Source organism: Streptomyces sp. NPDC023527 (assembly GCF_055560115.1).
The window spans coordinates 119,081-144,976 of record NZ_JBVHJJ010000019.1 but is presented as its reverse complement, the minus strand read 5'-3'; the positions used below and the strand labels follow the sequence as shown (position 1 = coordinate 144,976).

The 25,896-nt window shown below is 68.9% G+C and carries 23 protein-coding genes and 5 pseudogenes; 15 read left to right on the top strand and 13 right to left on the bottom strand.

The annotated features are described in order from the left end of the window. Positions 1-441: 441 nt before the first annotated feature. Positions 442-849: a peptidase inhibitor family I36 protein gene (locus ACZ303_RS30665; RefSeq protein WP_467343743.1), complete on the top strand. Its 408-nt coding sequence runs from the start codon at positions 442-444 to the stop codon at positions 847-849. On the opposite strand, the gene ACZ303_RS30660 is transcribed toward ACZ303_RS30665, so the two are convergent. Continuing rightward, positions 768-1,100, bottom strand: a complete 333-nt coding sequence (locus ACZ303_RS30660) for an Imm21 family immunity protein (protein ID WP_467343751.1) — start codon at positions 1,098-1,100, stop codon at positions 768-770. The genes ACZ303_RS30665 and ACZ303_RS30660 overlap by 82 nt on opposite strands. 199 nt (positions 1,101-1,299) lie before the next feature. Here ACZ303_RS30660 and ACZ303_RS30655 point away from each other — a divergent pair, with 199 nt between their 5' ends. Beyond that, positions 1,300-2,025 (top strand): alpha/beta fold hydrolase, encoded by a 726-nt coding sequence (locus ACZ303_RS30655; protein WP_467343742.1) that lies wholly within the window; start codon positions 1,300-1,302, stop codon positions 2,023-2,025. Positions 2,026-2,187: 162 nt separating this feature from the next. Here ACZ303_RS30655 and ACZ303_RS30650 read toward each other — a convergent pair whose 3' ends face one another. The 3 genes from ACZ303_RS30650 to ACZ303_RS30640 all read right to left on the bottom strand — a co-directional run bounded on the left by ACZ303_RS30650 (position 2,188) and on the right by ACZ303_RS30640 (position 5,050). Then, on the bottom strand, positions 2,188-2,706 hold the full coding sequence (locus ACZ303_RS30650; protein ID WP_467343741.1) for a hypothetical protein: 519 nt from the start codon (positions 2,704-2,706) through the stop codon (positions 2,188-2,190). 23 nt (positions 2,707-2,729) lie between these two features. Continuing rightward, on the bottom strand, positions 2,730-3,842 hold the full coding sequence (locus ACZ303_RS30645) for a NucA/NucB deoxyribonuclease domain-containing protein (protein WP_467343740.1): 1,113 nt from the start codon (positions 3,840-3,842) through the stop codon (positions 2,730-2,732). A 398-nt stretch (positions 3,843-4,240) separates the two neighbouring features. Then, positions 4,241-5,050 carry a hypothetical protein gene (locus ACZ303_RS30640; protein ID WP_467343739.1) on the bottom strand — a complete coding sequence of 270 codons (810 nt, stop codon included), beginning with the start codon at positions 5,048-5,050 and terminating at the stop codon, positions 4,241-4,243. 298 nt (positions 5,051-5,348) lie between these two features. Between ACZ303_RS30640 and ACZ303_RS30635 the strand changes: the two genes are divergently transcribed. Further along, entirely contained in the window at positions 5,349-6,149 is an 801-nt protein-coding gene (locus tag ACZ303_RS30635; protein WP_467343738.1) for a GNAT family N-acetyltransferase, read from the top strand. Here the strand turns inward: ACZ303_RS30635 and ACZ303_RS30630 are convergent. From ACZ303_RS30630 to ACZ303_RS30615, 4 genes are all read right to left on the bottom strand, one after another. Continuing rightward, positions 6,117-7,571, bottom strand: a complete 1,455-nt coding sequence (locus tag ACZ303_RS30630) for an APC family permease (RefSeq protein WP_467343737.1) — start codon at positions 7,569-7,571, stop codon at positions 6,117-6,119. The two genes, ACZ303_RS30635 and ACZ303_RS30630, sit on opposite strands and share 33 nt — an antisense overlap. Positions 7,572-7,841: 270 nt before the next feature. Continuing rightward, positions 7,842-8,741, bottom strand: coding sequence for a methyltransferase domain-containing protein (locus tag ACZ303_RS30625; protein WP_467343736.1), 900 nt, complete (start codon positions 8,739-8,741; stop codon positions 7,842-7,844). A 382-nt stretch (positions 8,742-9,123) separates the two neighbouring features. Then, positions 9,124-11,640, bottom strand: coding sequence for a SpoIIE family protein phosphatase (locus ACZ303_RS30620; RefSeq protein ID WP_467343735.1), 2,517 nt, complete (start codon positions 11,638-11,640; stop codon positions 9,124-9,126). A gap of 555 nt (positions 11,641-12,195) precedes the next feature. After that, complete coding sequence (locus tag ACZ303_RS30615) at positions 12,196-12,729, bottom strand: hypothetical protein (RefSeq protein WP_467343734.1); 534 nt, start codon at positions 12,727-12,729, stop codon at positions 12,196-12,198. 262 nt (positions 12,730-12,991) lie between these two features. Between ACZ303_RS30615 and ACZ303_RS30610 the strand changes: the two genes are divergently transcribed. The 4 genes from ACZ303_RS30610 (at position 12,992) to ACZ303_RS30595 (ending at position 16,826) form a co-directional block, all read left to right on the top strand. Then, complete coding sequence (locus tag ACZ303_RS30610) at positions 12,992-13,780, top strand: tRNA-dependent cyclodipeptide synthase (protein WP_467343733.1); 789 nt, start codon at positions 12,992-12,994, stop codon at positions 13,778-13,780. Continuing rightward, positions 13,777-15,000: a cytochrome P450 gene (locus ACZ303_RS30605; RefSeq protein ID WP_467343732.1), complete on the top strand. Its 1,224-nt coding sequence runs from the start codon at positions 13,777-13,779 to the stop codon at positions 14,998-15,000. The genes ACZ303_RS30610 and ACZ303_RS30605 overlap by 4 nt, the downstream gene beginning before the upstream one ends. Positions 15,001-15,007: 7 nt before the next feature. After that, positions 15,008-15,805, top strand: a complete 798-nt coding sequence (locus tag ACZ303_RS30600) for a class I SAM-dependent methyltransferase (RefSeq protein ID WP_467343731.1) — start codon at positions 15,008-15,010, stop codon at positions 15,803-15,805. Between the two features lie 322 nt (positions 15,806-16,127). After that, on the top strand, positions 16,128-16,826 hold the full coding sequence (locus tag ACZ303_RS30595; RefSeq protein ID WP_467343730.1) for a hypothetical protein: 699 nt from the start codon (positions 16,128-16,130) through the stop codon (positions 16,824-16,826). Positions 16,827-17,065: 239 nt separating this feature from the next. Here the strand turns inward: ACZ303_RS30595 and ACZ303_RS30590 are convergent. Next, positions 17,066-17,411, bottom strand: a pseudogene (locus ACZ303_RS30590) (transposase family protein); the annotation flags it as partial. 181 nt (positions 17,412-17,592) lie between these two features. Between ACZ303_RS30590 and ACZ303_RS30585 the strand changes: the two are divergent. The 3 genes and pseudogenes from ACZ303_RS30585 to ACZ303_RS30575 all read left to right on the top strand — a co-directional run. Beyond that, positions 17,593-17,976, top strand: a pseudogene (locus tag ACZ303_RS30585) (ISL3 family transposase); the annotation flags it as partial. 63 nt (positions 17,977-18,039) lie between these two features. Beyond that, the gene (locus tag ACZ303_RS30580; protein WP_467343729.1) at positions 18,040-18,756 is read left to right on the top strand and encodes a leucine-rich repeat domain-containing protein; all 717 of its coding nucleotides are present in this window, start codon (positions 18,040-18,042) and stop codon (positions 18,754-18,756) included. A gap of 67 nt (positions 18,757-18,823) precedes the next feature. Continuing rightward, complete coding sequence (locus ACZ303_RS30575; protein ID WP_467343728.1) at positions 18,824-19,237, top strand: hypothetical protein; 414 nt, start codon at positions 18,824-18,826, stop codon at positions 19,235-19,237. Positions 19,238-19,649: 412 nt separating this feature from the next. On the opposite strand, the pseudogene ACZ303_RS30570 reads toward ACZ303_RS30575, so the two are convergent. Beyond that, positions 19,650-20,495: pseudogene (locus tag ACZ303_RS30570) on the bottom strand (ABC transporter ATP-binding protein); the annotation flags it as partial. A gap of 70 nt (positions 20,496-20,565) precedes the next feature. On the opposite strand from ACZ303_RS30570, the gene ACZ303_RS30565 reads away from it, so the two are divergent. The 3 genes and pseudogenes from ACZ303_RS30565 to ACZ303_RS30555 all read left to right on the top strand — a co-directional run. Further along, positions 20,566-20,877 (top strand): lasso peptide biosynthesis PqqD family chaperone, encoded by a 312-nt coding sequence (locus tag ACZ303_RS30565; RefSeq protein ID WP_467343727.1) that lies wholly within the window; start codon positions 20,566-20,568, stop codon positions 20,875-20,877. Positions 20,878-20,946: 69 nt separating this feature from the next. Beyond that, positions 20,947-21,324: a lasso peptide biosynthesis B2 protein gene (locus tag ACZ303_RS30560; RefSeq protein ID WP_467343726.1), complete on the top strand. Its 378-nt coding sequence runs from the start codon at positions 20,947-20,949 to the stop codon at positions 21,322-21,324. 170 nt (positions 21,325-21,494) lie between these two features. After that, positions 21,495-21,653 (top strand): annotated as a pseudogene (locus ACZ303_RS30555) (site-specific integrase); the annotation flags it as partial. Between the two features lie 48 nt (positions 21,654-21,701). Here the strand turns inward: ACZ303_RS30555 and ACZ303_RS30550 are convergent. Next, complete coding sequence (locus tag ACZ303_RS30550; protein ID WP_467343725.1) at positions 21,702-22,838, bottom strand: barstar family protein; 1,137 nt, start codon at positions 22,836-22,838, stop codon at positions 21,702-21,704. A gap of 154 nt (positions 22,839-22,992) precedes the next feature. Continuing rightward, the gene (locus ACZ303_RS30545; protein ID WP_467343724.1) at positions 22,993-23,664 is read right to left on the bottom strand and encodes a hypothetical protein; all 672 of its coding nucleotides are present in this window, start codon (positions 23,662-23,664) and stop codon (positions 22,993-22,995) included. A 274-nt stretch (positions 23,665-23,938) separates the two neighbouring features. Between ACZ303_RS30545 and ACZ303_RS30540 the strand changes: the two are divergent. Further along, positions 23,939-24,367 (top strand): annotated as a pseudogene (locus ACZ303_RS30540) (transposase); the annotation flags it as partial. A gap of 309 nt (positions 24,368-24,676) precedes the next feature. Further along, positions 24,677-24,979 (top strand): hypothetical protein, encoded by a 303-nt coding sequence (locus ACZ303_RS30535; protein ID WP_467343723.1) that lies wholly within the window; start codon positions 24,677-24,679, stop codon positions 24,977-24,979. Positions 24,980-25,530: 551 nt separating this feature from the next. Here ACZ303_RS30535 and ACZ303_RS30530 read toward each other — a convergent pair. Continuing rightward, positions 25,531-25,854, bottom strand: coding sequence for a CU044_2847 family protein (locus ACZ303_RS30530; RefSeq protein ID WP_467343722.1), 324 nt, complete (start codon positions 25,852-25,854; stop codon positions 25,531-25,533). Positions 25,855-25,896 lie beyond the last annotated feature (42 nt).

Sequence of the window (25,896 nt, the reverse complement as noted above, 5' to 3'; positions counted from 1 at the left end):
CCCGGCGGCGGGCAGACACAGCCGCCACCCAGACAAGGGGGGCCACACCCACCCCTCCACACCAACAAGCACACGGCCAACACCCACCACGACAAGAGAAAAAAGAAGGGTGGCCCGACAATGAGCAGGCGATGCATGCTGACAGCCTGCGGGAGCTGGTCCTACCCGACACCCATCTCCCTGACGGCCGCGTACTGCGCCTGCGGTCGCACCGGGCTATGCCCCGCGCGACGGGGCCGGCGCTCTTCTCGAAGTGCTCGCTGGCGGGAGCGCCGTTCGCCCAGTGCGACCTGTCCGGGGCCTGCGTCAACGGGTGGGGATGCGACAAACCGAGTCCGCTCAGATCCGGCCGGGCTCCCGGCGAGTCGGCGTGACCGCGCGGTGCGCGCAACTTACCGTTCCCCACGAGAAGTTCACGAAGCTTCGGTTCAAGGAGCGTAAATGAGAAACGCGTTGTGCGCACTGCTCGTGCCAGTGGCTGCAGCAGCTGCCACCCTGGTGCCCGCCTCCACGGCTCACGCGGCCGACGGGTACGACCGGTGTCCTGACGGCTACTACTGCATGTTCTCGGGTCTCGACGGCACCGGCGATATGGTCACCCTGAGGGGAAACACGCCGAACCTCGCATCCATCGGCATGAACGACCGCGCCAAGTCGGACTGGAACCGGACGTCCTCGACCATCTACCTCTGGTCCGACGCGAACTACACCGGCTGCACGGCCGTTACCTCCGCCGGCCCGACCGGCAAGGGCAACTTCTTCCCCACCTACCAGAGCTTCTTCAGCTCGGTGCAGTTCGACGGCCCGGGCGGCCCAAGCTGCGGCACGCCGCCCGGTGAAGACGGCTGAAACTCCAGGCGCCTGCTCCAGCTGGCCGCCGTCGGAGTACTCCTCATTGAGCTCGGCACCCGGCGTGTGAGAGCCCATGAGGACCGCGGGCCCATCCGCCCCCAGATCCCGACGTCCTCCCACTCGACGTCGGGATCGGCGAGGACGGCATCCGCGGCGGTGAGCAGCTCCGACTCCGAGTCGGCGCCGAGCCAGCGCGGAAACACCCGATGCTCGGGCATGTACCAACTGGTGGCAGGCGCATCCGCGATGACTGGGAGTTGTCCGGTCGATCACGCTGACGAGCCGACCACCCCGGACGCGCGAACCGGCCGCCGCTGGTGCAGGGGCCGAGCAGTATCGTCGAAGGTCCTGAGTGCGGGCCACTCGGCCCGCGACCCATGGGCGAGGCGGCCCGCTTCGCGCCACAGTCTCCCGCCATCCGCGGCTCGAACAACGGAGGTACCGCACATGAACGCCGACACCGACCGGCCATCCTTCCTGCTGGTCCACGGAGCCTGGCACGGAGCCTGGTGCTGGGACCTCGTACGCGCCGCGCTCGACGCCGACGGTTGGCGCTCCCACGCCGTCGACCTGCCCAGCGCCAATCCCCCGGCCGGCCGGCACGACGGCGCCCGCCCGGTGGGCATGCTGGACGACGCGGACGCCATCCGGGACAGCCTCCGGCGCATCGACGGCCCGGTGGTGGTGATCGCCCACTCCTACGGCGGCGTCCCCACCACGGAAGCCATCGCGGATGCCGCGAACGTGGTGGGGGCGGTATACCTCGCCGGATTCCAACTGGACGTGGGCGAAAGCATGTTCACGTTCCTCGGAGCGCCCGTACCGAACGACGGCACGGGCCACGCCCCGCCGTACGAGGACGCCCGGCGGATACTCTTCGACGACGTGCCCGAGGCCGATGCCGACCGAGCCGTGGCCCGGCTGCGCCCGCAGAGCGTCCGGTCCTTCACGGAGCGGGTGACCACGGCAGGATGGCGCACCGTACCCTCCAGCTACGTCGTCTGCGACCGCGACCAGGCGCTCGAGCCGTCCCGGCAACGCGAGCTCGCCACGCGCGCCGATTCCGTCCACCGGCTGCCGAGCAGCCACTCGCCGTTCCTCTCCATGCCCCGGCAACTTGCCACTCTCCTGGGCCGGATCGCCGCCTCCACCCTCCCCACCCCGCGACGATGACTCGCCCCGTCCCAGCTCGGGCCAGTCCAGCCGATCATGTGGCCGTCCCGTGCCTGGGTCGTTGATCTGAACGATAAGGCGGGCGGCCACCACCTGGTCCCGCTCACGTCCCGCCGCATGGTGGCGGCCGGAGCAGGGACGTCTGTGCAACGGCCGCGACCGTCAGTCGGAGTCACTTCGCCAGTACGCGCCCAGCTCGTCCGTGGCCTTGTGCACGACGGGTGGCGAAGCTGGTGCGGGCCAGGACTGGATGCGGTGTTCCTCGACGGGTTCCTCATCGTCGTCGAGCCAGTCGGCTTCGGCTCCGGCGTCCCTGCCCCGGGTGCTGACGCGCAGCCGGTAGGTGCCCGGTCCGTCCCAGGCGAGATCCGGGAGTTCCTCGTGCGTGCCGCCGGCTCCCGTGCGGAGCCGGGCCTCCGTCGTGGCGGGGTAGCTGACTTCGACGACGTCGTCCCAGCCGGACAGCTCCAGTGGCGGAGCCGCGGCCCAGGTCTCGGCCCGCATCCAGATGTCGCCGGTGTTCATGCCGGGCAGGAGCAGGGCACCGTCGGTCGCGGCGATGATCACGCCGGTGGCCACGGGCTGCCGTATGCCGGGCACCCGCTCCTCATCGCCGGTGATCACGTACTGGCCCTCGGCGACGAACAGGCGGGCGCGTACGTCCCGCAGGGGTCCCGGCATCGGCGGCTTCCTCTCTCCGGCGGTCAACGCTTGACGTGTACCCAGTACTCGTCGTAGTCGAGTATCCGGTTCTCCCGCAGGAACCTGCCGCGGTACTCGGACCCGCCCTCGGTGGTGTTCTGCCTCAGGGGCACCGGGTGAGTGGAGTAGTCGGAGTTGATGCCGGCGCCCTCATAGGTGGCCGCGAAGGGGAATTCGTCGCAGCTGCGGCCGGGATACTTGCCGCGCGGGCAGGCGATACGGCGGTTGTACTCCTGGACGTCCACGTCGGAGAGGTGGTGCAAGGGCCGTCCTTTCCCCTTCAGGCCCCACTTGTAGCGCAGGTTGTTCTGTGCCCAGTACACGTGCCAGGCGACCTGGGTGATTCGCGGGTCGCGGGTGTCGAGGGTGTACGTGGGGTCGTAGGTCCAGTTCACGCACCCGCGGCCGGTGCCGCTGCCGACGGGCTCGCTGTCACAGCGGACCTGGGCGGTGTCGCCCAGTTTGCGCGTCAGTTTGTTCGGCGCGGCGAGGTTCGACACCGTGACCCTCACGGACGGCTGGTGGTAGCTGATGTTCTTGCCGGGCGACTTCACCTCGAAGGTGAAGTGCTGGTTCTGTGTCGGGTAGCGCAGCCACTGCTCGCCGCCCCCGCCGGTGACCGTACAGCCGCCGCCGGAGGACGCCGCGCAGTCCATGGCGACCGAGGCCCGGGACAGCTCCGTGGCCACGCCGGACGCCTGGACGAGACCCAGGTTCACATCCTGGGTGTAGGTGCTGGACTTGTAGCCGAGCTTGGTGGTGTTCGCCGAACCGATGAGTCCGCGGCCGATTTCCTGGCGGCTGGGGAGCTGGATCACCTTGAACGGGATGAACTCCATGAAGCATGAGGAGTGCCGGTCCTTTGTCTGCCGGCCTATCTCGCAGCCGACCTTCGCGGCGAGCGTGTTCTGCTGGGCGAGCCAGTCGCGCTGTGCCGCGTTCTGCGGGGTCCGGAACGGCTCTTCCAGGGACAGGACCGCGTTCTGCTGCTCAGCCCCCGCCGAGGGCGTGGGCCGGCCCCCGGATTCGGGACCGTCCGCACCGGCGGGCAGCGCGGATGCGAGGACCAGACCGGTGGCGGCGACGATGGTGAGGAGTTGACGACTTGCGGGCAAGGCTTCCCCCTAGTGCCGGGACGTCACGAGAAAAGGCGCGACGTCATGTGCACGACAGGCCGACGACTGTAGCATCGAACGGACCAACCAGCCGTCCGATAACGCGAGTTGACTTGCCCACCGCTCGCCGCCCAGGCACCATTCGCCCACACGGTCGGGCAGCGGCAGCGCTCATGAAGCCCGGATCCCAGCGATTCCGCAGGACTCGGTGGGCCTGCCGCAGACACTGTCCAGCCGATCACGAGCGAAGCCGGATGAGACCACTGCGGCGGTACACGAGCGGTCGCGGTCACAAGCAGCCGGGCAAGTTTGTGCACACCGGACCCCGGGGATGCGCCGCAGCAATGGGGCGCGGCGGAGAGTCGAACAGGCCGCGGTTTCGTCGCCGCCCGTTGACCTCAGCCCTGGTCGATGAGCGCAGGGCCGCCGAGCCTACGCATGTCGTAGGGGTAGAGCCAGGGGCCCCAGCCGTCGTCCTCGAGCGCGCCGATCGCGATCAGCGCGTCGGATGCGTCCTTGCAGCGGGGGTGCCGCACGGCGAAGGCCGCGATGCGGGCGCGCAGGGTGGGCAGCCAGGCGGCGATGAGCCGCGGGTCGCCGTCGTACCACCAGGTGAACTTCAGGTCCTCCCAAAGGAGTTCGGTGGCCCAGCCGAAGGCGAGGCGGACTGCGCCGGCGTCCGTTTCAGGACCGGCGAGCCTGGCTATGTGGTTCAGCCACGGCTCCAGGCCACCTGTTGCATGGGCGATCCCCGCGATCAGATCGGTGATCTCCCAGTACGGCCGGCCGTCGGTCACGGCGATGTGCAGCAGCGCCCGGAAGGCCCGCTCGACCGCGGCGCGCTCAGCCGCGGGCCAGTCCGCGAGCCGGGCGCCGTCGAGGCCGAGGCGCCCCATCTCCTCCGACGGGTCGGTACCGTTCCCGTCCGGGCCCCAGCGGCGCAGCGCCCGAGGGATGAAGCGGCGCCACAGGACGGGGTACTGGTCCGCGTTCCAGTGACTGGCGACCTCGCGCATGAAGTGTCCGAGGAGATCGTCCGGCACATCGGCGGGGTCGCCGCCGAGAACGCGCAGCTCCGACTCCGGAGTGCAGAACGTGCACCCGCCGACCGGACGGTCGAGCCTGGGTGGCGTTGCGAAGACCTCGTCCAGCTCGGCGAGCGCGTCGCGCCACATCGAGTAGGGGTCGAGTGCGAGGGGTTCGGACATGCCGGGACCTGCCAGGGAACTCCGCGCGGCCGACACCGGCGAAGAGCGTGACGTTACCAGCAGGCCGGTCGGTGGGCAAAGCTGCCCGGTGTCTGCCGGGGGGCGCCCGCCGGGCGGGGGTATCAACGCCACCTTCCTCGCCGCCCAGTACAACGGCACCACCGACCGAACCAGCCTTGTCGCCCGCCCGACCACACCAACCAGCAGTGGTGGAACATCCGTCCACTGCCCAGGGGCGCCGGAGTCGTGTATTACCTGTTCATGTGTTGCTGCACGCTCAATAATTCCTGGAGGTACGGTGAATGATCTCGCGGAGTCCATCGAATCGGTTGAGCAACTCGCTGCCGTCTGGCGTGCCATGGTGCTCGATCGCGATGCCCGTGCGGATGTGCGTGACCTTCCGGGCGTCGCTGTCCGCTGGGCCGACTGCCGATTCTCGTTCTGGAACTGCGTGACTTTGACCGATGTGGGAGCGGAAGCAGAGCTCGTCAGGCATCGCCTGAGCCAGGCAGCGGACATCATGCGCTCGAAGACGCACCCGGGCTTCCTGTGGCTCTTCGAAGACCTTGTCGATGAGGAGGCACGTTCCGCGTCGGGCGCGGCGGCAGACGCGGCGGGGCTTCAATACGCCTTCCCTGCCACGGGCATGGCCGGAGACATACTCCCCATTTCGGAGCCGGCCCACCCGGACCTGACGTTCGTGCGGGTGACGACCGACGATCAGCTGCGCGCCTATGCGGACCTCAACTCACGTGCCTACGGCTTTCCCTTGGAGGAGGGCCGCGATGGGCTCGTCGGATCCATGCTCTGGAAGAACGAGGTGTTCGCCTACCTGGGCATGCGAGGGGACGTTCCAGTGGCGTGCGCAGGTGCGGTCGAAGCGGAAGGCCGCCTCTTCGTCGTGCTCGTCGCCACAGACCCGCAGTGGCAACGCAGGGGCTACGGCGAGGCGGTCACGCGCAAGGCGCTGTACGAGGGTGCCCGGGCCACCGGGCTGACCCGCGCCACTTTGCACGCGACCGCCGCCGGGGCCCCCGTGTACCCGCGCATCGGTTTCAAGCCGAACTCACCGATCCATTTCTACGCCCTGAAAGACTGACCCGGTCAGCCGCTCCGGATGCCGTCGTCGCAGCACCAGCAGCACGCCCGCCCCCAGCAGCATCCACGCGCCCACGGCCGCGCCCGCGTACGAGACCGGTGGCTGGAGCGGGGTGACGAAGGAGAACACCGGCAGCCCGGTGGCCGTGAGCAGAGCCGGTACGAGGGCGGCGCTCGCCAGGGCGGGGACGAGGAGGTGGCGTACCGGACGGAGCCCCGCATGCCGCAGGAAGTACCCCGCACAGGCCAGGTTGGCCGTGACGTAGACGCCGATGACCACGATGACGACCCCTGTGGCGATGAGGTAGAAGGCCGTGACCGGGCCGTACGCGAAGCCGAGCCCCAGGGCCACCGCGACGGTCACGACGGTCTGTGCCGCGAGGGCCGTCACCGGGACATGGTGCCGGGCGTGGACGGTTGCCAGGGACCGTGGGAAGAGTCCGGCACGGCCGAACGCGTACGCCGTGCGCGTCGCCGCGTTGGCGCCGGCATTGGCGTTGGCGACGCAGGAGTTGACCACCGCCAGGAACACCGGCACCCACAACAGGCCGAAGGCCCCGCGGGCCACCCCGTCCCACGACGCATCACCGTTCGCGCCGAATTCCGCGAACCGGCCGGGCCCGTAATAGACGGCCATGGCGTAGGTGGTCACGACGTAGAAGGCACCCACGCCCAGGGCCGCGCCCACCATGGCTCGCCGCACCGTGTGCCGGGGCCGGCGGGCCTCCTCGGCCAGCGGGGCGGCGGCCTCGAATCCCGCGAAGGCGAGCATGCAGTAGACCGATCCCGCGAACACCCCTCCGGCGGCGGAGTGGCCTGGGGCGGTGTGCGAAGCGGTGAAAACGGAGAGGGTGTTGCCTGTGCCCGCCCGGACGATCAGCAGGACCGCTATCACCACGAAGACGGCGATCTCGAAGACACCGAGAACGGTGCCGAGCCGCGCGGAGGCGCGAATGCCCCGGTACCCGGCGGCGGTGACCGTCGCCGCACCGGCCAGGACCCACGGCCACCACAGGTCCGCCGGATACGCGGCCCACTGGCGGTGCAGCGTACCCGCCATGGTGAAGCCGAGCTGGAGGAGCACCAGCGGTGCGACGAGCGCCTCCGCGAAGACGTACCCCCAGGCCACCAGGAAGCCGGCTGCGGGGTGCAGGCCCCGGGCGGCGTAGGTCGCCACCGAACCGGCGGCCGGCAGGTGCCGGGCCAGCTCGCCCAGGCAGGAGGCCGTGAGCAGCGACGCGGCCAGGGCGAGGAGGACGGCCAGCGGCAGGCTGCCTCCGGCGAAGGCCGCCCCACCCGGAATCGAGGCCACCACGGCCGCTGCGGGCGCCATGGCCGTCACGCTCTGGAACAGCAGCTGGGCCCCGCCCACGGCATCCCGTCGCAGCCCGGCTTCCGTATCGTCGCCTTCTGCCGTCGCCATCGCCGCCTCCCCCGAGCGTTCAGCAGTCCCGCCGTGCAACTGTTTTGTGGCGCGCAGTGGTGCGGAGGATCACGGTAGTGGCGTGGCCGAACGGGCGGAAGACAGCCGCCTGCCTGATCCACAAGGCGCACCTCACCGGCGGGCGCCCGGTCAGGCCCGGGTGAAGATTCCAGGCGGCGTCCCTTGTGCGGGATCTCGCTGCCGTATGGACCGCCCCGTCACAGGGGCTGACCGTGACCGCGGTGCGGCTCGCCCCTCAACTTGGAACACTCACCGGTTGCCCGCGGCCTCTGTGACGGCAGCAGTGATGTGCTGACCACCCTGATCGGCTCTCACCATCAGATCCCTCCAATGTGTGGTCTCCAGCCTTTCGGGCCAACCCAGTTCCGCGTACGGGCGCCACGCTCGCTGGCCGCGCACCCGCATGAACTCCACCTGCGCCACCGCGGCGCCCGCCGCGCCACCGCGGCCGTCGCCGACGAGGCGCACCAGCAGGTCGTAGCCGAACGGGCTGTCCAGCGGGGTGACCAGGACGCCGCCCCGCTTGAGCTGTCGCAGCCAGGCGCGGGGGATCTGCCGCACCGAGGCGGTGGACAAGATGCGGTCGTAGGGTCCACCGCCGACGTGGCCTTGCTCGCCGTCGCCCGTGATGACACACGGGCTCATGCCCACCGCACGCAGTCGGCCTTCGGCACGGGCGGCGAGGCGGGGATCGATCTCAACGGTGACCACGGAGGCTGCGCCGGCCCGGTGGACCAGGAGCGCTGTGGTGTAGCCGGTGCCGGTACCGACCTCGAGGATGTTCTCGCCGGGCTCGGGCGCCAAGTGGCGCAGCAGCTCGATGACGACGCCGGGCGAGGAGATGCTGGAGGTGAATGTGCCGTCGGCCGGGCCGGTGGGTGGGGTGGTGCCGTCGTCGATCTGCGTGATGAGCGCGGCGCCGGGCTGGTAGACCGCCCTGAGCCAGGCGCGCGGTTTCTCGTTGCGGTCGATCAAGGGGTAGCGGCCGTCGTCTTGACGGGCGGGCCACCACACCCGGTCCGGCACGAACGCCTCCCGGGATACCTCCAGGAAGGCCCGGTGAAGCCAGGCACAGCCGGCGAACCCGCGCGGGGTTTGGCTCATCTCCTGTGCGCAGCGTGCGCGCAGGCCCTCGGCGGTCATCGCCATCGTGGGGCCGCTTTCTAGTCGTCGATGTCGGTGTCGTCCGGTTCGGGCATCGGATTGCCCGGGTCACCGGGGCTGGAGTACGGCCCGCCGACCTGCCCGTCCCCCGACTGCCGGTCCCCTCCATCCATCACAGCCCTCCCTCTTCGAGATATGTCCTCGTTAACCATAGGTAGAACTCGGCGCAGCAGAAGGGCTTTTCTTCTCCTCCGCTACGACGAGTACGGCGGATTCCGGCCCGGTGGAACGCTGGAGCCGGTGAGGACCACGAGGCTGCCGTCCGGCGGAGCTCCACGAAGAGCGCGGTGTCGCCGACGCTGAGCTCGGTCAGGCCGATCCAGCCCGACATCACTGATCACGACCGCAGGCGAGTTCAGCGTCGGCCTCAGCGTTGTGCCGGGTCGGTGAGAGTGGCACCGCTCTGAGGTGTCACCTCAGCGCCGTGACCGGAACCGAACTCGGTGAGCAGCAGGGCGATGTCGTCGGCTCGGTACGGGGAGCCTCGGGCGTTGGCCAGAAGCCGGTTGGCGAGTTCGTCCAGTGAGTCCGCAGGGGCGTGGGCCAGGGACGTTCGCAGGCGGTCGATGCCCACGTCGATGTCGGCGTCGCGTTCTTCGACCAGTCCGTCGGTGTAGAGAGCGAGGATTGATCCTGGCGGTAGGTCGATCCGGGTTGCTGAATAGGCGCTTGCGCGATCCACGCCGAGGACTGGGCCGGCGTCCAGTTCGAGGGCGTCGGTCGTCCCGTCGGGACGGCGGAGCAGGGGCGGGGGGTGGCCGGCGGTGACGGCGTAGGCGTGGTGGCCGTGGGGTTCGAGGCGGATGTAGCAGCAGCTGGCCAGCAGCCCGGGGTCGAGGTCGACGAGGGTTCGGTTGACGCCCGCCATCACGTCGCCGGGTGTATGGCCTACTGCCGCGAAGGCCCGTACGGCGCTGCGCATCTGGGCCATGGTGGCCGCGGCGGCGATGCTGTGTCCCTCCACGTCTCCGATGACGAGATAGACCCCACCGCCCGTGGGGATGACGTCGTACCAGTCGCCACCGATGTCCATTCCGCTGGTGCCGGGCAGATAGCGCGCGATGGTGCGGATGCCGGGGACTGCTGGCAGCCGGTGCGGCAGGAGCGCCCGCTGCAGGCCGCGCGCGAGGGCGAACTCCGAGTCGTACAGCCGCGCTCGTTCCAGGGCCTGGGCGATCAGCCCGGCGAGTGCGGTCAGGACACCGCGGTCCTTCTCCGTGAACTGGTGGGCCTCGTCGAAGCCGAGGACACAGGTGCCGACGGGGCGGCTGGAGGCGATCAGTGGCAGATACGCCCAGGAGCTCACCGCGCCCGTGGGGATGCCCGGGTAGTCCTCGGAGAGGTCCTGCTGCGACTCGATGAAGAGCGGAGCACCGGAGGTCAGGGTCTCCGTACCGGGCAGGCTCGCATGCAGTGGCATGCCCTCCAACCAGTCGAGGAAGTCCGCGTGGTGGCCGGTGTGAAAGAGCAGGTGCATGGTTCCGTCGCGCACCACGTAGATCGCCAGTTGCTGGCCTCCGAAGGCCGGTAGGAGCTGGTCGGAGACGACTTCGCAGACTTCGCGGGCGGTGACCGCCTCGGTCAGCGCGCTGCCCAGCTGCAGGACGTGGTACATGACGCCCAAGCGCGCCGGTGTGGCAGCGGTTGCTGTCTCGGCCGAGGAGGCGGATGGCGTCGAGGGCGAGGGCGGATGGCCGCAGGGCACCACTCGGCCGGTTGCTCCGTCCGCTTCCGGGTGGAGGGAGAAGGCGAGCCACCGGTCGGGCGGTCGGCAGGCCAGGAAGGAGACCGGCGCCTGCGAGACCATCGCGGACCGGTGCTGGTACTCGACGTCGGGATCGGACAGCCACGGCAGCACGTCCGAGAGGAACTGGCCCAGCAACTCGTCGTCGCGTACGCCCAGCAGCTGCACGGCGCTGTGGTTGGCGTAGGTGACCCGCCCGTCGGGGGCGAGGGAGAACAGCCCGTCTCGCAGCCGTTCGACCGCGGCGACGGCCGCGCTGCCGGCCTGCGCGTCGACGACTGTGCCGACCAGGTGGGTACGCGCCCGTGCGTCGTCGCCCTCCGGTACGCGGCCCCACACCTCGACCGTGCGATACCCCTCGCCGCTGTCTCCGCGATCCCGTATGCGTAGGCGCCGCGCGTTGATCCGCCCCTCGGCGGCTGCCGCGCGGGCGGTCGTCCGAAGGGCGCCGCGGTCGCCGGGGTGCAGGCGGGAAGCAAGCGTTTCTTCTCGTCCGTCGAAAGCGCGGGGGTCGAGACCGAAGATCGCGCAGAGCTCGTCGTCGACGGTGAGGGTGCCGGTAACGAGGTCCCAGTCGAACAGGCCGGCCCGCACGGCCGGTGCCGAGGGGGCTGGGTTCTCGACGGGAATCGTCTGCGGGTCGCACTCGACGGGATCGCCGGTACGGGTGCGGAGGGCGGCGAGGGAGCCACCGAGCCGGTTGGCGACGCTCCGCACGTGGCGGCGTTGGGCCTTGGACAACCCTTCGCTGCCAGGTGACGCCCCCCAGACGATCGACAGAGCCCCGAAGGTCTCCCCACCCGCGGCCACCGGCACGGAGCAGGAGCCGAAGGCGTACGGAAGAGCCACCGCGAGCTGCGAGTACCGGCGCATCGTCTCGTCCGCGTCGGCCAGGTGGACCGTGCGCCCGGAGCTGTACGCCACGGCGACCGGGATGGGGCTGCTCACCGGAATGAGGCGCCAGCCACCGAGCAGCGAGGGTGGCACCCCGCACGTCGCGGCGAGAATGATCGACCGGCGGTCGCGGGAGCGGAGAAACGCGCTCCCCGCGTAAGCGCCGGTTCCTTCGACGGCTTCGACGACGGCTGCCGCGAGCAGATCCTCACGCTCCGCCGTCGCGCCGACGATCATTTCGCGCATAGTTCCAGTGTGCGCGGATCGGCCCACAGGCCCAAGGCGGCGACCCAGCGGGACGCACCGATCACAGATCGCAGGGCTTGATCACCGTCGCCGCGATCCGGCTATGGCCCCGCGCCGGCCCTGCGTCCGATGCGGCCGATGTCCCGGCTCCGTAGCGCCCATACCCCGGACCATGGAGCACGCGTACCGTCTGAGTACGGAAGAGCCGCCACAACCGACAGTTACTGAAAGTAATCAATGTTCATGGCTACGTGAATTTGCTCGTACGGTGCGCATGATTGACCGACAGTGCTCACGAGGCCGCGGATGCTGAATACATGCAGGGTCCATAGGGGCGATCGGCAGGATGCCTGCATAACCTCTGGATCCTTGCCGAACGCCCTGCCTGCGATGTTCGCGCTTCCGCTTCCGTCCCGAAACGGGCGACCGGGAAGGCGTGGCCGGCAGTACAGCGAGCGCATTGCGCTGTTCGAAGGCGTCCAGCACCCTCCGCCAAGGTTGCTTGTCGGTTCACTCCAGACAGCGAGCACTGCTGTCCTCGGAAGACCGCCTCCGTCAGATACCCAACGGCGTCGTCGCCAGCGAAACCTGACCTTCCGTGTCGAAGAGGTGCTCGCCCGCGGAGACCGGGGAGACGCCCAGCACCTCCGTGAACAGGGCGGCGCCCTCCTCGGTCAGCGTGACCGGGAGTTTCGCCGTGAGCCGGGCAGGGGTCAGCGACAGGGCCTGCGGGTCCAGGCGGAAGGCGAGCCAGGGCACTTCGCGCCCGTCGACGGTGGCGTAGTAGCGCGAGGCCGCCGCGTCCGCCCAGTGATCGCGGATCTGCAGCCTTCGGCCGTTGCTGTGAGTGAAGTCGAATCCACCCTTGCACTGCAGCTTGCCCTGGGAGAAATCCGGGTTGATGCCCCCGCCGGTGATGGGCAGCGACACTCCACCGTTTCCGTTGCTGTGCGCTTCGCCAGGGGACAGCGCCTGCAAGGTGATCCCGGCCTCTTGCAGGGCGGTGGCCGCACGGGACGTCAGGTGGTATTCACCCCGCCCTTCACCGAAACGGACGAGTTCCCCGGGGTTCAGTTTGTCTCCCAGCATGCCGATTTCCTTCCTCGATGTGCACCCGTCGCAGCTCTCTGAAGGATCTCCCGCCCCGTTTCCCCGTACGCGGGATACGCGCGAAGCCACCCGAATGCGTCGGCGCCCAGAGGGCTGGGGCGCACCCGGCGTGTGATGCGGGCCCTGACGTGGGCGTTGCGTCACCATTTCCCCATCGGACTGCGATTTTCGGAATTCATCATCGGACGGTCCGCCCCGCCATGGAGACCCCACCAGACCCACGAAGACCCCACGGAGCCCCATGGAGACCAAGTCCTCTTTTCGCACGCTCCCCTACACCGAACAGTGCGGGCGCCACCTCCTGGCGGCCGAGCACGCCCTGATCGGTCTGTCACCGTGGAACGGCTACTTCACGGCGCGGCGAGTCGAGACGCTCGTGGAGTGGGCCGTCGGCGCCTTCCGCAGGGTGGATGTGTTCATTCCGAGCTACGAGGCGGCCTACACCCTGATCGCGGCCGGAGTGGAGCCGTCCGTGGCAGTCGGCCGGGCGCGTCGGGCGGTCAAGAAGCTCCGCGGGCCGGCGCAGCGCGCGCTTCTGCGGGCCGGGTGCGGGGAGGGCCGGGTCCATACGGGCACCTCTCTGGCGGCGCGGCCGCGATACCTGCAGCTTCGTCGCACGGTGGAGCACACGTACCACCAGGATCCAGGCGTCCGTACGGCTTGCCGGGCCGTTGCCCGTGCCGCCGTCGCCGGAGCGCTCGCCGCACACGCGCGGACCGCGTCGCAGCCCGAGCCGGAGCAGGAACCAGAGCTGTCCGAGGAGCGGCTGGACACCGCGGCCCGTTACGCCTGGGCGGAGCTGCCGGTCATGCTCGACTCGCCCGGGATCTTCGGCGTCGCCTCCTCGGTCCTCGTCTACCACCGGCGCACACCGCTCATCGAGTCGCTCCTGCAGGACGACGCCGCGCTGCGTCCCGCCCCGGGGCAGGGCTTCGTCGTCGCACCCGCAGGGCGGCCGTCCCCCGGCGACGCGGCAGAAGAGGTCCAGGATGTACGGGGAGCGCAAGGTCGGGAGGTCTCGGCTCTGTGACCGTCCTGCCGATGCCGCCGACCGCGCCTTCCCTGCCCCTGCGCTACCCGTTCACCCTCGGCCCCATGGGCACGCCGCCGCCCGTCATCCACTGGGCGCGGGCCCACCGGCCGGTCTGCCCCGTCCTGTTGCCGTCCGGAGCACGGGCCTGGATGCTCACGCGCGGGGACGACATCCGCTCCGTCCTGGCCGACCGGCGCTTCTCGCGCAGGCTCGCCTTCGCGGGGGCTCCACGGGTGGTCGGCGAGGACTTCACCGCCGTGCCCGGTTCCCTCTTCAACCTCGACCCGCCCGACCACACCCGTCTCCGCCAGGTCCTCGCCCCCTACTACACGCGTACGGCGGTCGCGCGCTGCCGGCCGGTGATCCGCGCGCTGGTCGACGAGGCTCTCGACAAGGTGGCCTGCGGTCCCAACCCCTGCGACCTCATGGAGGCCTTCGCCGCTCCCCTCCCGCCCCGGCTGGCCTGTGCCCTCCTACGGATTCCCCGGCCGCTGTGGGAACAGGCCGCGGCGGGGTTCGCCACGCAGACGAGCTTCGCCGACGACAGCGCGGACGTGGCCGCCGCGACCGCGGCCGTCAGCGACTTCACTCGGCGGACCGTCGACCATCGCCGCGCTGATCCGTCCGGCCGCGACGACCCCCTGGGCGCGCTTCTGACGGCATACGAGGCCGGCGTCATCACGGAGGAAGAGCTCTACGGGACAGCCTCCTACCTCCTCGTCACCAGCGTGGAATCGCTGGTCTCCCCCATGGCCACCGGCCCCCTGACACTCCTGCTCCACCGTGGACAGCTCCTGCGCTGCCTCGCGGACCCGGCCCTGTGGCCGGACGCGGTCGAGGAGGTGCTGCGCTACCACCACAACGGCGTCCTCGGGCTGCCGCGCATCGCCCTGGAGGACGTCGAACTGCACGGCACCCTCATCCGGGAAGGCGACGCCGTATGCGCCACGATGCTCGGCGCCACCTGGGATCCCGCCCACTACCGCAACCCATCCAGGTTCAACGTCCAGCGGCAGGAGAACGCCGATCCCACCTTCGGAGCGGGCCCCCACTACTGCCTCGGCGCCGCCCAGGCACGTACCACTCTGACCATCGCCTACCGCGCCCTGTTCGAGCGGCTGCCCGACCTGGAGCTCGCCGTGTCACCCCGGGAAATCGCCTGGGACACCACCTCCATGTTCGTCCGGCCCGCCGCCCTGCCCGTCGTCTGGAGATGAACCCCCTATGGGCGACCTGAGTGCGAGCGACCTGAACACGGTGGACGCGACCGAGGGGACGGACGCTTTCGACGCCCTGGGCGGTCTCTACGAGGAATCGGCCCGGCTGCCCTTCCGCGAACACCTGGAACACCACTCGGTCCGGAAGGCCGTCGGCGACATCACGGGACTCAACGCCCTCGACCTCGGATGCGGCTCGGGGCTCTACACCCGCCGCCTGGCGGCATGGGGCGCGGCCCGCGTCACCGGCGTCGACTGCTCCGCAGGCATGCTCGCCACGGCACGGGCCGTCGAACGAGCACGACCGGTCGGCGCCCGGTACGTGCACACCGACGCCACCCGGCCGGTCACGGACGGCACCGAAGGCACCACCGACCTCGTCCTGAGTGTCTACGTCCTGTGCTACGCCCGCTCCGAGCAGGAGCTGACCGCCGTCCTCGCCACGGCACGCCGCGCGCTGCGCCCCGCCGGAGGCCGCCTCGTCGCCGTCACGCTCAACCCGGACTACGGGCGGGGTACCGCCTACTACGCCCCCTACGGCTTCACCCTGACGCAGCCGGACGAGCGGGAGGGCGCCCCCGTCACCCTGGACGCGACCCTCCCCAGTGGCGGGCGGTTGCACGTCACCGCGCACTGGTGGTCGCGCGACACCTATGAAAGAGCCGCCCGCGCGGCAGGGTTCGCTCGCACGGCCTGGACGCCTCTGGCCGTGTCGCCCCAGGGCCGAGAGCTCCTCGGGGAGGCCTACTGGTCCGCGTACCTCCGCGCACCGCAGGCGCTGATCCTGGAAGCCACCACGCCGTAGCCCCTCCTGCACGCCGGTGTGGCCACCACCCCTTAACTGATCCCTACACCGTTCTGCGCTTGCAACAGAGCGCCTCGTGGCGCACAAGGTTCGCTCCACCACCCATCTGGTCCGGCCCAGCGTGTCAGCGCCTCTCCCTGGCCGGGGCCCTCCGCATGCCGTCCGCCGTGCCGCGGCGCCTAAGAGGGCTCCACCGGGCAGCTGCCGGTGTCCTGTCTCGGCCGAGTCGCGATGGCGGAAACCCGGCGCGGCCAATGGCGCGCGGAAGCGTCCCCTGGTCCGCCGGGCACCCCCGAACGACCGGGCCGTATCGTTGTTGATCATGTACACGCACAGACACGGCGCACGCCCGCGGCCACTGCGCACCAAGACTGCGACCGCCTGCCTGGCCCTTGCCCTCGCGACCGTCGCCCTGTCCACCGGCTGCAGCGCGGACAACGGGTCCGATCCCCAGCCCGGCAACCCCGCCAAGGCCACCAAGCCGCCCAAGCCGGTCGAGTTGATCCTCGACGCCCCGCGGCTCGAGCGCGCGCTGCCGGATCAGTTCAGCGTCCCCGCAGACGTCGCGCAGCCGCGTAACCGGAAGGCGTGGGACTCCTACGACCCCACCATCTGCCAGTCCGAGGAGTGGCAGGCCAAGTGGTGCGCCCAGGCAGTCTCGTTCGGCATCGCCGCGTACACGAACATGCAGGACCAGGAACTGTCCGTCCGGCTGATCTCCTTCACCACGCCCCAGAAGGCCGCAGAGTTGTTCGCCGGCGCAGGGACCGAGGACGAGGTCGGGAAGAATCCGCCCGGCGATCAGATCGACGGCTTTGAAATCTCCCCGGGCCAGAGCTGGGAAGGTCGCGGAATCAACGTCCGGCAGGGGTCCGTGATCGCGAGCATCAAATACACCTGGAAGCAGGGGACGCCGGTTCCCGCCGACCGGCTCATGTCCGTCACCACAATGACCGTCGAGCGGATCCAGCAGGCACTGCGCGGCGAGGCACCCATCGCGTCAGTCCGCCCGGAGCGTTAAAACAATCGCCTGAAAAGGGCGCCAAGAAGCGCGCTCGACGGGGGCGTGTGCTTGCGCGCATGAGATGTCACACGCCAGCCCCGTCCCGGAACCCCGGAGCACCTGAAGACGTCCAGAACGTCTCCTGCATGGGCCTCCGGGACAGCCATGGCCGTCCCGGTGGATCTGCCGGACGGCTGGGTCGAAGGACAGCGCCGGTACTTGGAGCGCGTCCGTCAGCTGTCGTCGAAGTAGACCCATTACGGACAGCTCTGCCCGAGCTGAACCAGCCGACGCCAGCAGATCAGCGCACATCCGAGGGTGAGGAAGGCTTCGTGGATGTCGTCGCGGATCTCCCAGCGGATCCGCAGGCGGCGCAACAAGTGCAGGTGGGCAAATGCGCGTTCCACGACTCAGCGTTGGGTTCCGAGGCCGGAGCCGTGCTCGGTGCCCCGGCGGGCGATCAGCGGTTTCACGCCGAGCGTGCGGACGAGGCGGCGGTACTTGTCGTGGTCGTAGCCACGGCCGCCGAGCACGATGTCGGGGCGGCGACGGGCGGCGGCCGCGCTTGACCCGTACGGGCGGCGCTGCTTCGAGTAGCGGGACGGTCAGCAGGTCGACCAATCCCTTTGCCGTCCCGATGAAGCACTGCTGCGCGTGGCCATTGGCAAGCGCCATGAGATCCGCGTTGGCTCCAACACCGTCGATCCAGGCATCAGCAGTAACTCCAGCGGCCGTGCACGACAAGCGCATCTCACCGCTGCCAGTGACTGCCCGGCCGCCCTCGCCCCGGGCCGTCGCCGGGTGGATCCTCCGCCGTCCGGACACCCTCACCGAGACCGAGCAACTCCAGCTCAAAGCCGTCCGGACGCACTGCCCCGAACTCGACGCCCTTACCGGGCACGTCCGCTTCTTCGCCACCATGCTCACCGAGCGCCAGGGCGAGCACCTGCCCGACTGGCTCGACGCCGTCCGGCAGGACGACCTGCCTAGCCTGCATACCCTCGCCGCAGGCATCGACCGTGACCGCGACGCCGTCATCGCCGGCCTCACCCTGCCCTGGAACTCCGGCGTTGTCGAAGGTCACGTCAACCGCATCAAGATGCTCAAGCGTCAGATGTTCGGACGGGCTGGCTTCCGCCTCCTCCGGAAGCGTGTCCTCCTCGCGTGACGATGTCAGCACCGGCCATAGGCTGCAGGGCAGCGAGTCCCATCAACTTGGAGGCAAGTCGGCATGACAACGACACTGAGTCTGTGGAAGCGTCAACTCGGGGTGTTACCAGAGGCGCTGTGGCAGCGCACCGAACTGCACGTGCTGATCCTCGCGGACAACGCGCTGACGCAGATCTCACCCAAGATCGCACATTTGAGGCAGCTGCAAACCCTGGATCTGGGCCACAACAGACTCGCCTCGATCCCCCATGAGCTGACTGAACTACCTCTCACTCAGTACCTGTACCTGCATGACAACCGGCTCACAGAGCTTCCCCGATCACTAGGTCGGCTCAAGGCGCTCCGATACCTCAACGTCGGCGACAACCAACTCACCCGTTTGCCAACGACCATCGGCACGATGACGGAGCTGGTGGAACTTCGAGCCGAGCGCAATCAACTGACCGCACTCCCCGAATCGATCGGCTGCCTCGACAAGCTCCGCGAGCTATGGCTACGAGGCAACATGCTCACCCGCCTACCAGAATCTTTCACCGACCTGACCGATCTACGCCACCTTGACCTGCGGGAGAACGCGCTGACAGACCTCCCGGAGGTCCTGGCGGAACTCCCACGGCTCCGCCACCTCGACCTACGGAGCAACAGACTCCGCACATTGCCTGACTGGCTGCCCAGACTCTCCTCACTCGAAAAGTTGGATTTGCGCTGGAACACCATCGAGCCGGCGCAGCGCCTACTCGATCTCCTCGCGCAGCGAGGATGCGTCGTCTGGACGTAAAGCGCACACGCTCGCATCGACTACGTAGCGTTACCGCAGCACAGAAGTTGAGCCAGAACCAAAACTCGTGAACATCTCAACCCCGGCTTCAATACCGCCCCCGGCCTACTGCCATTACAGCATCACGCTGACCACCGACCACCGCGGCACCGAAGGAGCCCCCGTGCGCATCACAACGCGCACTGCCGGCCGCACCATTGGCGCCGAAGCCCGCTGCTGGTCGCTCAAGGCCCAGGAACAGGCGCTGGTGAGCGCGGGATTCACCCAGATCGCCTGGTATCTGCCGGAGGTGTCCGCAGCCGGCCGGCGTGACTACGGCGACTCCTATTGGGCCGACCATCTCTCCCGCCCCCACATCCTGATCGTCGACGCCCTCGCAGAGCCGGAGCACGATCCAGGCCAGGGGGGGACGATAGGCGGGCTTGTTCAGCGAGCCGAGCGTGGCCGATCCCTGCTGGGCAGGCGGTATCCCGCTGGTTGACGGCGAGGGGGTGCCGTTCGCGGTGTTCAACCCGTCGCGGCGTCTGCTGCGGGGGCAGGCGTACCTGCTGCCGGCCGGGATGCTGTGGCTGTTCGGCGACGAGCTCGGGCTCAGGCACTTCAGCCGGTAAGCCTACGGGGCACCGAAACGGCCGACGGACCAGCGCGCGGAGGTGGTCCGGCTGGACTTCTGCCTCTGCGAAACGCCGGAGCCGGTTGCGAAGATCGAGGGCCGAGGGCTCCCGGCCCGGCCCAGCGAGAACTTCGGCCCGGCCGCCGCCTCTGCCGCGCGCGGTGCCGGATCTGCGGCGGCGCGTACAAGCTGCCCTGGCGCCGGAGCGTTCCCACCGGGAAGCAGGACGGTACGCCGGCGGTGGGTTGACGGCCGGCTCTCCATAGGAGAGGCGCTACGGTCACTCTCTTCTCGGCGTGAGGAGCTGGGTGGCGGCGAGTTCCGCGTAGAACGGGTCGGCGGTCAGGAGTTCGGTGTGGGTGCCGATCGACCGTACGCGGCCGCGGTTCATGACCACGATGCGGTCGGCCGTGATCACGGTGGACAGTCGGTGAGCGACCACGAGCACGGTGGTGGTACGGGCGGCCTCGGTGATGGTGGCCCGGAGGGCGGCCTCGTTGACCGCGTCGAGCTGGGAGGTGACCTCGTCGAGCAGGAGCAGCCGGGGGCGTCCGAGGATCGCGCGGGCGATGGCCACCCTTTGCCGTTCGCCCCCGGAGAGCTTGGTGCCGCGATGGCCGACCAGGGTGTCCAGCCCTTCGGGCAGGCTCGCCTCCAAGGTGTCGAGCCGGGTGGATCGTAATACCGCGCGCAGTTCCTCACCGGCGGCCGGGACGCCGAAGAGGAGATTCTCGCGCAGAGTGCCGGGCAGGACGGGCGAGTCCTGCTCGACATAGCCGATGGCGGCACGCAGTTCGCCGACCGGCCACTCGGCCACGTCCTTGCCGTCGATGATCACGCCTCCGGAATCGGGGTCGTAGAACCGTTCGGCAAGGGAGAAGACCGTGGTCTTGCCCGCGCCCGATGGCCCGACCAAGGCGGTCATGCCACGGGACGGAACGGTGAAGCTGACGCCGCGATGAACCTCCGGCAGCTCGGGACGGTAACGGAAGCGCACCTGCTCGAAGGCGAGGGAAACAGGGTGTTCGGCGGCCCGGGACCGGGGCGCCGCAGTGGTCGGGCCGAGCGGCTCCATCGGCAGCTGTTCGACCTGCTGAATGCGTACGATCGCCGCGGCGCCCACCCTGCCAGACCGTGGCCTGCGAGGTATGGCTGCGCGGGCTCGAACGTTTCCCGACGAGCCGAGGACCGGACACATGACACTCAAGCCGCGCAGCGGCGTGGTCACCACCGACACCGACTACGGACTCGCCCTGCTGGACCAGGCCAGCGGGCAGTACTCCAGACTCAACCCGACCGGCACCCTGGCCCTGCGCACCCTGCTGGACGGCAGACCCCTCGACCAAGCGGTCGCCGAGATCACCCGGCAGTACGCGATCGACGCCGACACCGCCCGGCAGGACGTCCTGGAGATCCTCGGCCGGCTGCGCTCGGTCGGACTGATCATCGAAGAAGCGGATGCCCCAGCAGCACAGCGTTCCGGGCCGCGGCGGAGGGGGACTCCGTGAGCATTCCGCAAGCCGTCGCCTACGGACCGGGATCCGTACCGTTTCCACGCCGGATCCTGGCGCGCCTTGGTGAGTGCCGCACGCGTGCTGGCCACCCGTTCGCCTCAGCGCATCCGTTCCGTGCTGAGCCTGGGGAACCACGGCGCCCGGCCAGCCACCATCGAGGAAACCGCAGCCGCTCGCGAGACCGTGGTCGCGGTCAGTCCGGCCTGCGCCGGACACCAAGGATGCCTGCCGCGGTCCTTGTCGACCGTCCTGCTGTGCCGCGTGCGCGGCCAATGGCCCACCTGGTGCGTCGGGATCCGCTGCGCGCCACCCTTCGACGCGCATGCCTGGGTCGAAGCCGAGGGGGCCGCGGTCGGTAAACCCTTCCTGCCCCACTACTACCGCACCCTCATCGAGGTACCCGCCCGGGAGCGACACGAGGCCGCCCCTCCCTCCGCGTAGCGCGGGCGAACATCATCGAGGATGAACCGTGCAGTACCGGTCCGGCATGCCCCCGATCGAACATGGCGACGGTCAGGCCGGACAGCGTTGACACCGGTCTGACCACCACGCACGGTTCACCGCGACGCATCAACACCCGCACTCCACAGAGTGAATCCCGTGACACACAATCCGGCCTGACCCACCTTGGTGAGGCCGGGACCAGCCCGCTGGTGCTGATGGCAAGGTCGCGGCACAAGGCGGAGAACGTCCGCCGCTGCTCCAAGCCGTCCCCGGAGGCGATCGCTGAGGTCACCAGCCTGCTCGCGCCCGGCAACCGCAGGCGCTGAAGCTTGCTCAGCCCGTCCTGGAGTCCTTTTCGCTCGGGTGCCTGCGGCTCACCGGAGCACGACCGTGACGCCGCGCCGTTCGAGGAGTCGCACGATCTCCTCGAAGTAGGAGAGCTTGCCCTCCGGATCCTCCACCACGTCCGCCAGCGCGCGGCGTGCGACCTCGGATTCGTGCCAGGTCAAGGTGAAAGGCGGGGCCACTCCGAATCCACCGCCCAGGCAGTCCTTGAAGGCGTTCCACTCCCGGCCGAAGTAGCGGCCGGGCCCGAGCAGAGCCTCGGCGATCGCGCAGTGCAGCCCGGGAACATCCGTGACGAACCGGCCGTCGAGATGGTGCTCACCGCCGGACCGATCCGGCCGGGGCACAGGCACCCGCCAGGCCCGAGTGGTCAGATCCAACCAATCGGCCCTGCCCTGCGAGTCGTACGGTGCCCACATGTTGGGCTCTGCCGGCGCACCCTCGTACCACTTCTCCCAGATCGGGCGAGCCGCCGGCGATGGTCGATCGTCGCCACCGTCGGTGAGGGTGATGTCGACGAGCGTGCCGCCGAGCACGGACGGGTGCGCTCCGGTGATCCCCAGGCCCACGGTGCGGGAGGCCATCACGGCACCATGGCGATCCAGCACCAGAAGACGAACCCAATCCCGCTCCCAACGACGGGGTCGCCGCAGCGCCGCGAGTAGGGGCTCCGCAGGCTCGCAGCCGATCAGCTCCATCGGGACGGGGACCGGGTCCGCTCGCGACTTGAACAGGCCGTCCACGGCGGAGCACCGCCCTGCACTTGCAGTAGCGACCGTCGTTCCCGCGAAGAGCTCGAAGCGGGGCGCCGCAGGCAGTTCGAAGAAGCTCTCCTCGCTCCTGACGCCGGCGCCGAGCACGATGTCGTACCGCGCAGGGTCGGCCGGGTGGGGCTGATGGGCCACCACAACCGTATCGACGAGAGCCCACCACTGCACGGGCCGCTCGTCGTCCCAGACCTCGACGCACAAGTCGCCCAGCCCCTGGAGCGAGACCTCGGGCTCGGCAAGGGCATGGTTCAGCGGGCCGTCAGGGCTGCATCCGCGGAGAACAAGGACCTCCCGTGGCGGTGGGACTCGGTCGACGAACAACCCTTCGACGCCCGCGCACCTCCCCCAAAACTGTTCCACGCCGTCTTCGTCCTCCTTGATCAGGAGGTACTTCACCGGAAAGTCCCGGTCCCATCCAGCGTGATCTGCGATTCGCACCCAGCCCCCGAACATTTTGAGCAACCTTCGCGCCTACGATACGGAACCCTCCTGGCACAGGTCGGACGGAGCCCGCCCTGCTCATTGCGCTCGTAGATGCGCTTACCGTCCCTCAGGCCGGTAGTTCCGCATCGCTGGCCTGATCCTCAACCGTCTCGCCGGCGCTGTGCATGGCATCTACCGGAACCGCCGAGTAGAACACGGCGCGCTTCTGGCGTGCGCGTTCGGCGCCTCCTCGGGAAACGAGAGTTTCCAGTGCGTTGCGCACGAGCGGGGGCTTCACCTCTCGTTCGGGGTACGCCGCAGACACAGCAGCGGCGATCTCGACAGCCGAGCGGGGCTCTTTCTGCTCCGCCAAAACCGCGCTGACGAGTGCATGCAGCGGCTCCTTCGCCTTCTTCGGCGCCTGCTCCCCGGCGGCCACCGGCTCCTTCGTCTTCCTGGTCTTGGGAGAGGCCGTGGTCTTCGCGCCGCCTGCTCGTGCGGCGGGGATCCGGCTTTCGCGAGGGCCCGGCGTTTTCGTGTTCGCCTTCGAGTCAGCCGGTTCGTCATGGTGGTCGTCGGTGACGACCGGCCCGGGCTTGGTGCGGCCCAGCGATTCCTGCATGTTCAGGAGCAGAGTGTGGTCCCTGCGCAGAATGAGCAGGCGCGCCTGCAATGCCTCCACCTCGGCGGTGATCTGCCTCTGCTCGCTCTCGATACGGTCCAGGTCAGCGGCCAGCTGCGCGCTGTACTGCTCCTCGAGAGTCCTGGATCCGCCTGCGGGGGCCGTCTGCTCGGGCACGGTAAGTCTCATTCCGCTCGTGGACGTTGTGGCTGGATGGTACTCATCAGGGAGCCATCGGGTGTCGGTTCCGGGACAGCGCCTGTCTGCTTCACGGCCTCAGCGCTTCGGTCCGACTCTCAAGATTCCTCGCGGGGCAGCGTTGACGACCCAGTGAGGACCGTCGCAGCGACGAGGTCGGTGAAGAGTGTGCTGACACCGCCGGGTCACCGTGGGGCTTGATGAAAACTCAGAAATCGAAATCCAGCAGCAAGTTGAGCTTCTGGGCCCGGAAATGGCGGCCACCATCCGCACCATCTTCGCGCAGACCACCGCCGGGGCCGTCCGCACCCAGCCGCACGTAGTCGCCGACATGCTCGGACGGCAGTTCCCCCAGGTCAGGACCATGCGGCTGAACGCCGCTGGGGATATCACCGCGTTCGCGGACTTCCCGCCAGCGCACTGGAAGAAGATCTGGAGCACCAACCCTCTGGAGCGGCTGAACCGGGAGATCAAGCGGCGGGCCGACGTCGTCCAGGTCTTCCCCAACCCCGCCGCCCTCGGCCGGCTCGCAGCCGCGGTTCTGGCCGAACTGCACGACGAGTGGCAGGTCTTCGACCGCCACTACCTCTCCGAAACCGCCATGGCCGAACTCCTCACCGCCCACCCCACCGAGAACGACCGCCGGCTTCCCGCGCCTGAACCGAATCAGCTCGGCCAGTGACTGCGCCACTCGGCGAGACACGACCCGTGGTTGGCAGATGCCACAGCGGGAACCGTCCCGTGCGATGAGGTAGGACAGGACGATGCGGGCACCGCCGAGTCCCAGCTTGTCGGGGCGTGGGCCGGACTCACCGGGAACCCGAGGTGCAGGGAGGGCGTACAGCCAGACTATGGCCAAGACAGGAGACGTCCAGATCACGCTGCTGATAGCCGGACCTCGCTCGTCATGCGGGCGACATTTTGATGACTTAGCATGAAAAACAGCGCCTGCTAGTCGATTACTGCTCGAGCAGGAAAGCAGGATCACATCATGTACATGATGCGCGAGGTCTACCAAGCTGAACGTGGGAAGGCGCCGGAGATCGTGGCGGCGTTCAAGACCCTCACCAAGGTGTTTGAAGAGGCCGGGTACGCGAACCGGCGAATCTACGTCGATTACGCCGGCCCCATGGATACAGTCGTCTGCCAATGGGAATTCGACAGCCTCGACCAGTACTTCACCATGGAGCGAGCGTTCTTCGTGAATCCAGATGAGAACGCCCAGTCACTGATCGATACGTTTAACAGCAACGCGGTATCCGGCTACAAGCAGATCTACGAGGTCATCCAGTAGCGGATCCCCTGGGCGACAGAGGCCACCGTCACCCGCGCGTTCTCGGCCCGCGACCGGCTACACCACTCAGCGGGACGCCATCGCTCGTCCGCCGTCACCTCGTGGGGTGCCGATGTGGGCGATGTACACGCGAGCGTCGTGCCAGGTATTCGGTGACTCCTCTTCCGGTTCTGCGGTGACGCGCCCATCAAGGGTGGCCCAGCGCATGGGGCTGGGTGGGCCGAGGGCGTATGCCGTTGCGAGGCGCTTGGCTGCCTGCCGGAAGGGCTCTCTCTCCCGCAGGTGGCTCCTAGCCGCGACGGCTCCATGCCGGCAAGGCTGCGACGAGAGAACCGGGCCAACGTCGCCACCCCTGACCCCGATCACCCCTACGGACAACCGGACAAGGCCTGCCCAAGATTCAGTACCGGCCGCAGCTCATTGACGGCCTCCCGGTCGAGACCGGGCTGATCACCACCCTGCCCTGCCCCCTCGACATCGCCAGTTCAACTGGAAAAACCCCGAAATACGCAGTTCCCTCATTGAGTTGAGGACTGATCGGTGACTGCTGATCACGTTTTGTTCCACGTCAGGCTGACCTTCAGGTGAGCAGAGGCTCCAGCTGTCGTGATGACGGCCCCTGCTTGAGCACTCAACTCGATACCGAACTCCACCGTGAGCGCGTCCGGCCGCTGCACGAAGTCCTCTACTTGTGCGGCCACACCACGGGTCACTGCCCGAACGGCGTCCATGACGGACTCGAACGTCCCCTCCGCCCGTTCAATGACCGCGGACGTCGAGGCGCCTCGGGTAATGACAGGGCTCTGAGCCTGCTCATCGGCGACCTTGACCAGCACCGTGCTGCCGTCTTGTAGCGCGAACTCCACGATACTCATAGAGTATGGATTAGCACGGAATATCGGAAATCACCAAGTGGC

Coding starts and splice junctions, on each gene's coding strand:
- ACZ303_RS30530 (WP_467343722.1), bottom strand. CDS start 25,854: ATGAGTATCGTGGAGTTCGCGCTACAAGACGGCAGCACGGTGCTGGTC.
- ACZ303_RS30620 (WP_467343735.1), bottom strand. CDS start 11,640: ATGCGCGAAATGATCGTCGGCGCGACGGCGGAGCGTGAGGATCTGCTC.
- ACZ303_RS30535 (WP_467343723.1), top strand. CDS start 24,677: ATGTACATGATGCGCGAGGTCTACCAAGCTGAACGTGGGAAGGCGCCG.
- ACZ303_RS30640 (WP_467343739.1), bottom strand. CDS start 5,050: ATGTCCGAACCCCTCGCACTCGACCCCTACTCGATGTGGCGCGACGCG.
- ACZ303_RS30595 (WP_467343730.1), top strand. CDS start 16,128: ATGTACACGCACAGACACGGCGCACGCCCGCGGCCACTGCGCACCAAG.
- ACZ303_RS30665 (WP_467343743.1), top strand. CDS start 442: ATGAGAAACGCGTTGTGCGCACTGCTCGTGCCAGTGGCTGCAGCAGCT.
- ACZ303_RS30615 (WP_467343734.1), bottom strand. CDS start 12,729: ATGCTGGGAGACAAACTGAACCCCGGGGAACTCGTCCGTTTCGGTGAA.
- ACZ303_RS30655 (WP_467343742.1), top strand. CDS start 1,300: ATGAACGCCGACACCGACCGGCCATCCTTCCTGCTGGTCCACGGAGCC.
- ACZ303_RS30600 (WP_467343731.1), top strand. CDS start 15,008: ATGGGCGACCTGAGTGCGAGCGACCTGAACACGGTGGACGCGACCGAG.
- ACZ303_RS30580 (WP_467343729.1), top strand. CDS start 18,040: ATGACAACGACACTGAGTCTGTGGAAGCGTCAACTCGGGGTGTTACCA.
- ACZ303_RS30630 (WP_467343737.1), bottom strand. CDS start 7,571: ATGGCGACGGCAGAAGGCGACGATACGGAAGCCGGGCTGCGACGGGAT.
- ACZ303_RS30625 (WP_467343736.1), bottom strand. CDS start 8,741: ATGGCGATGACCGCCGAGGGCCTGCGCGCACGCTGCGCACAGGAGATG.
- ACZ303_RS30650 (WP_467343741.1), bottom strand. CDS start 2,706: ATGCCGGGACCCCTGCGGGACGTACGCGCCCGCCTGTTCGTCGCCGAG.
- ACZ303_RS30565 (WP_467343727.1), top strand. CDS start 20,566: ATGACACTCAAGCCGCGCAGCGGCGTGGTCACCACCGACACCGACTAC.
- ACZ303_RS30610 (WP_467343733.1), top strand. CDS start 12,992: ATGGAGACCAAGTCCTCTTTTCGCACGCTCCCCTACACCGAACAGTGC.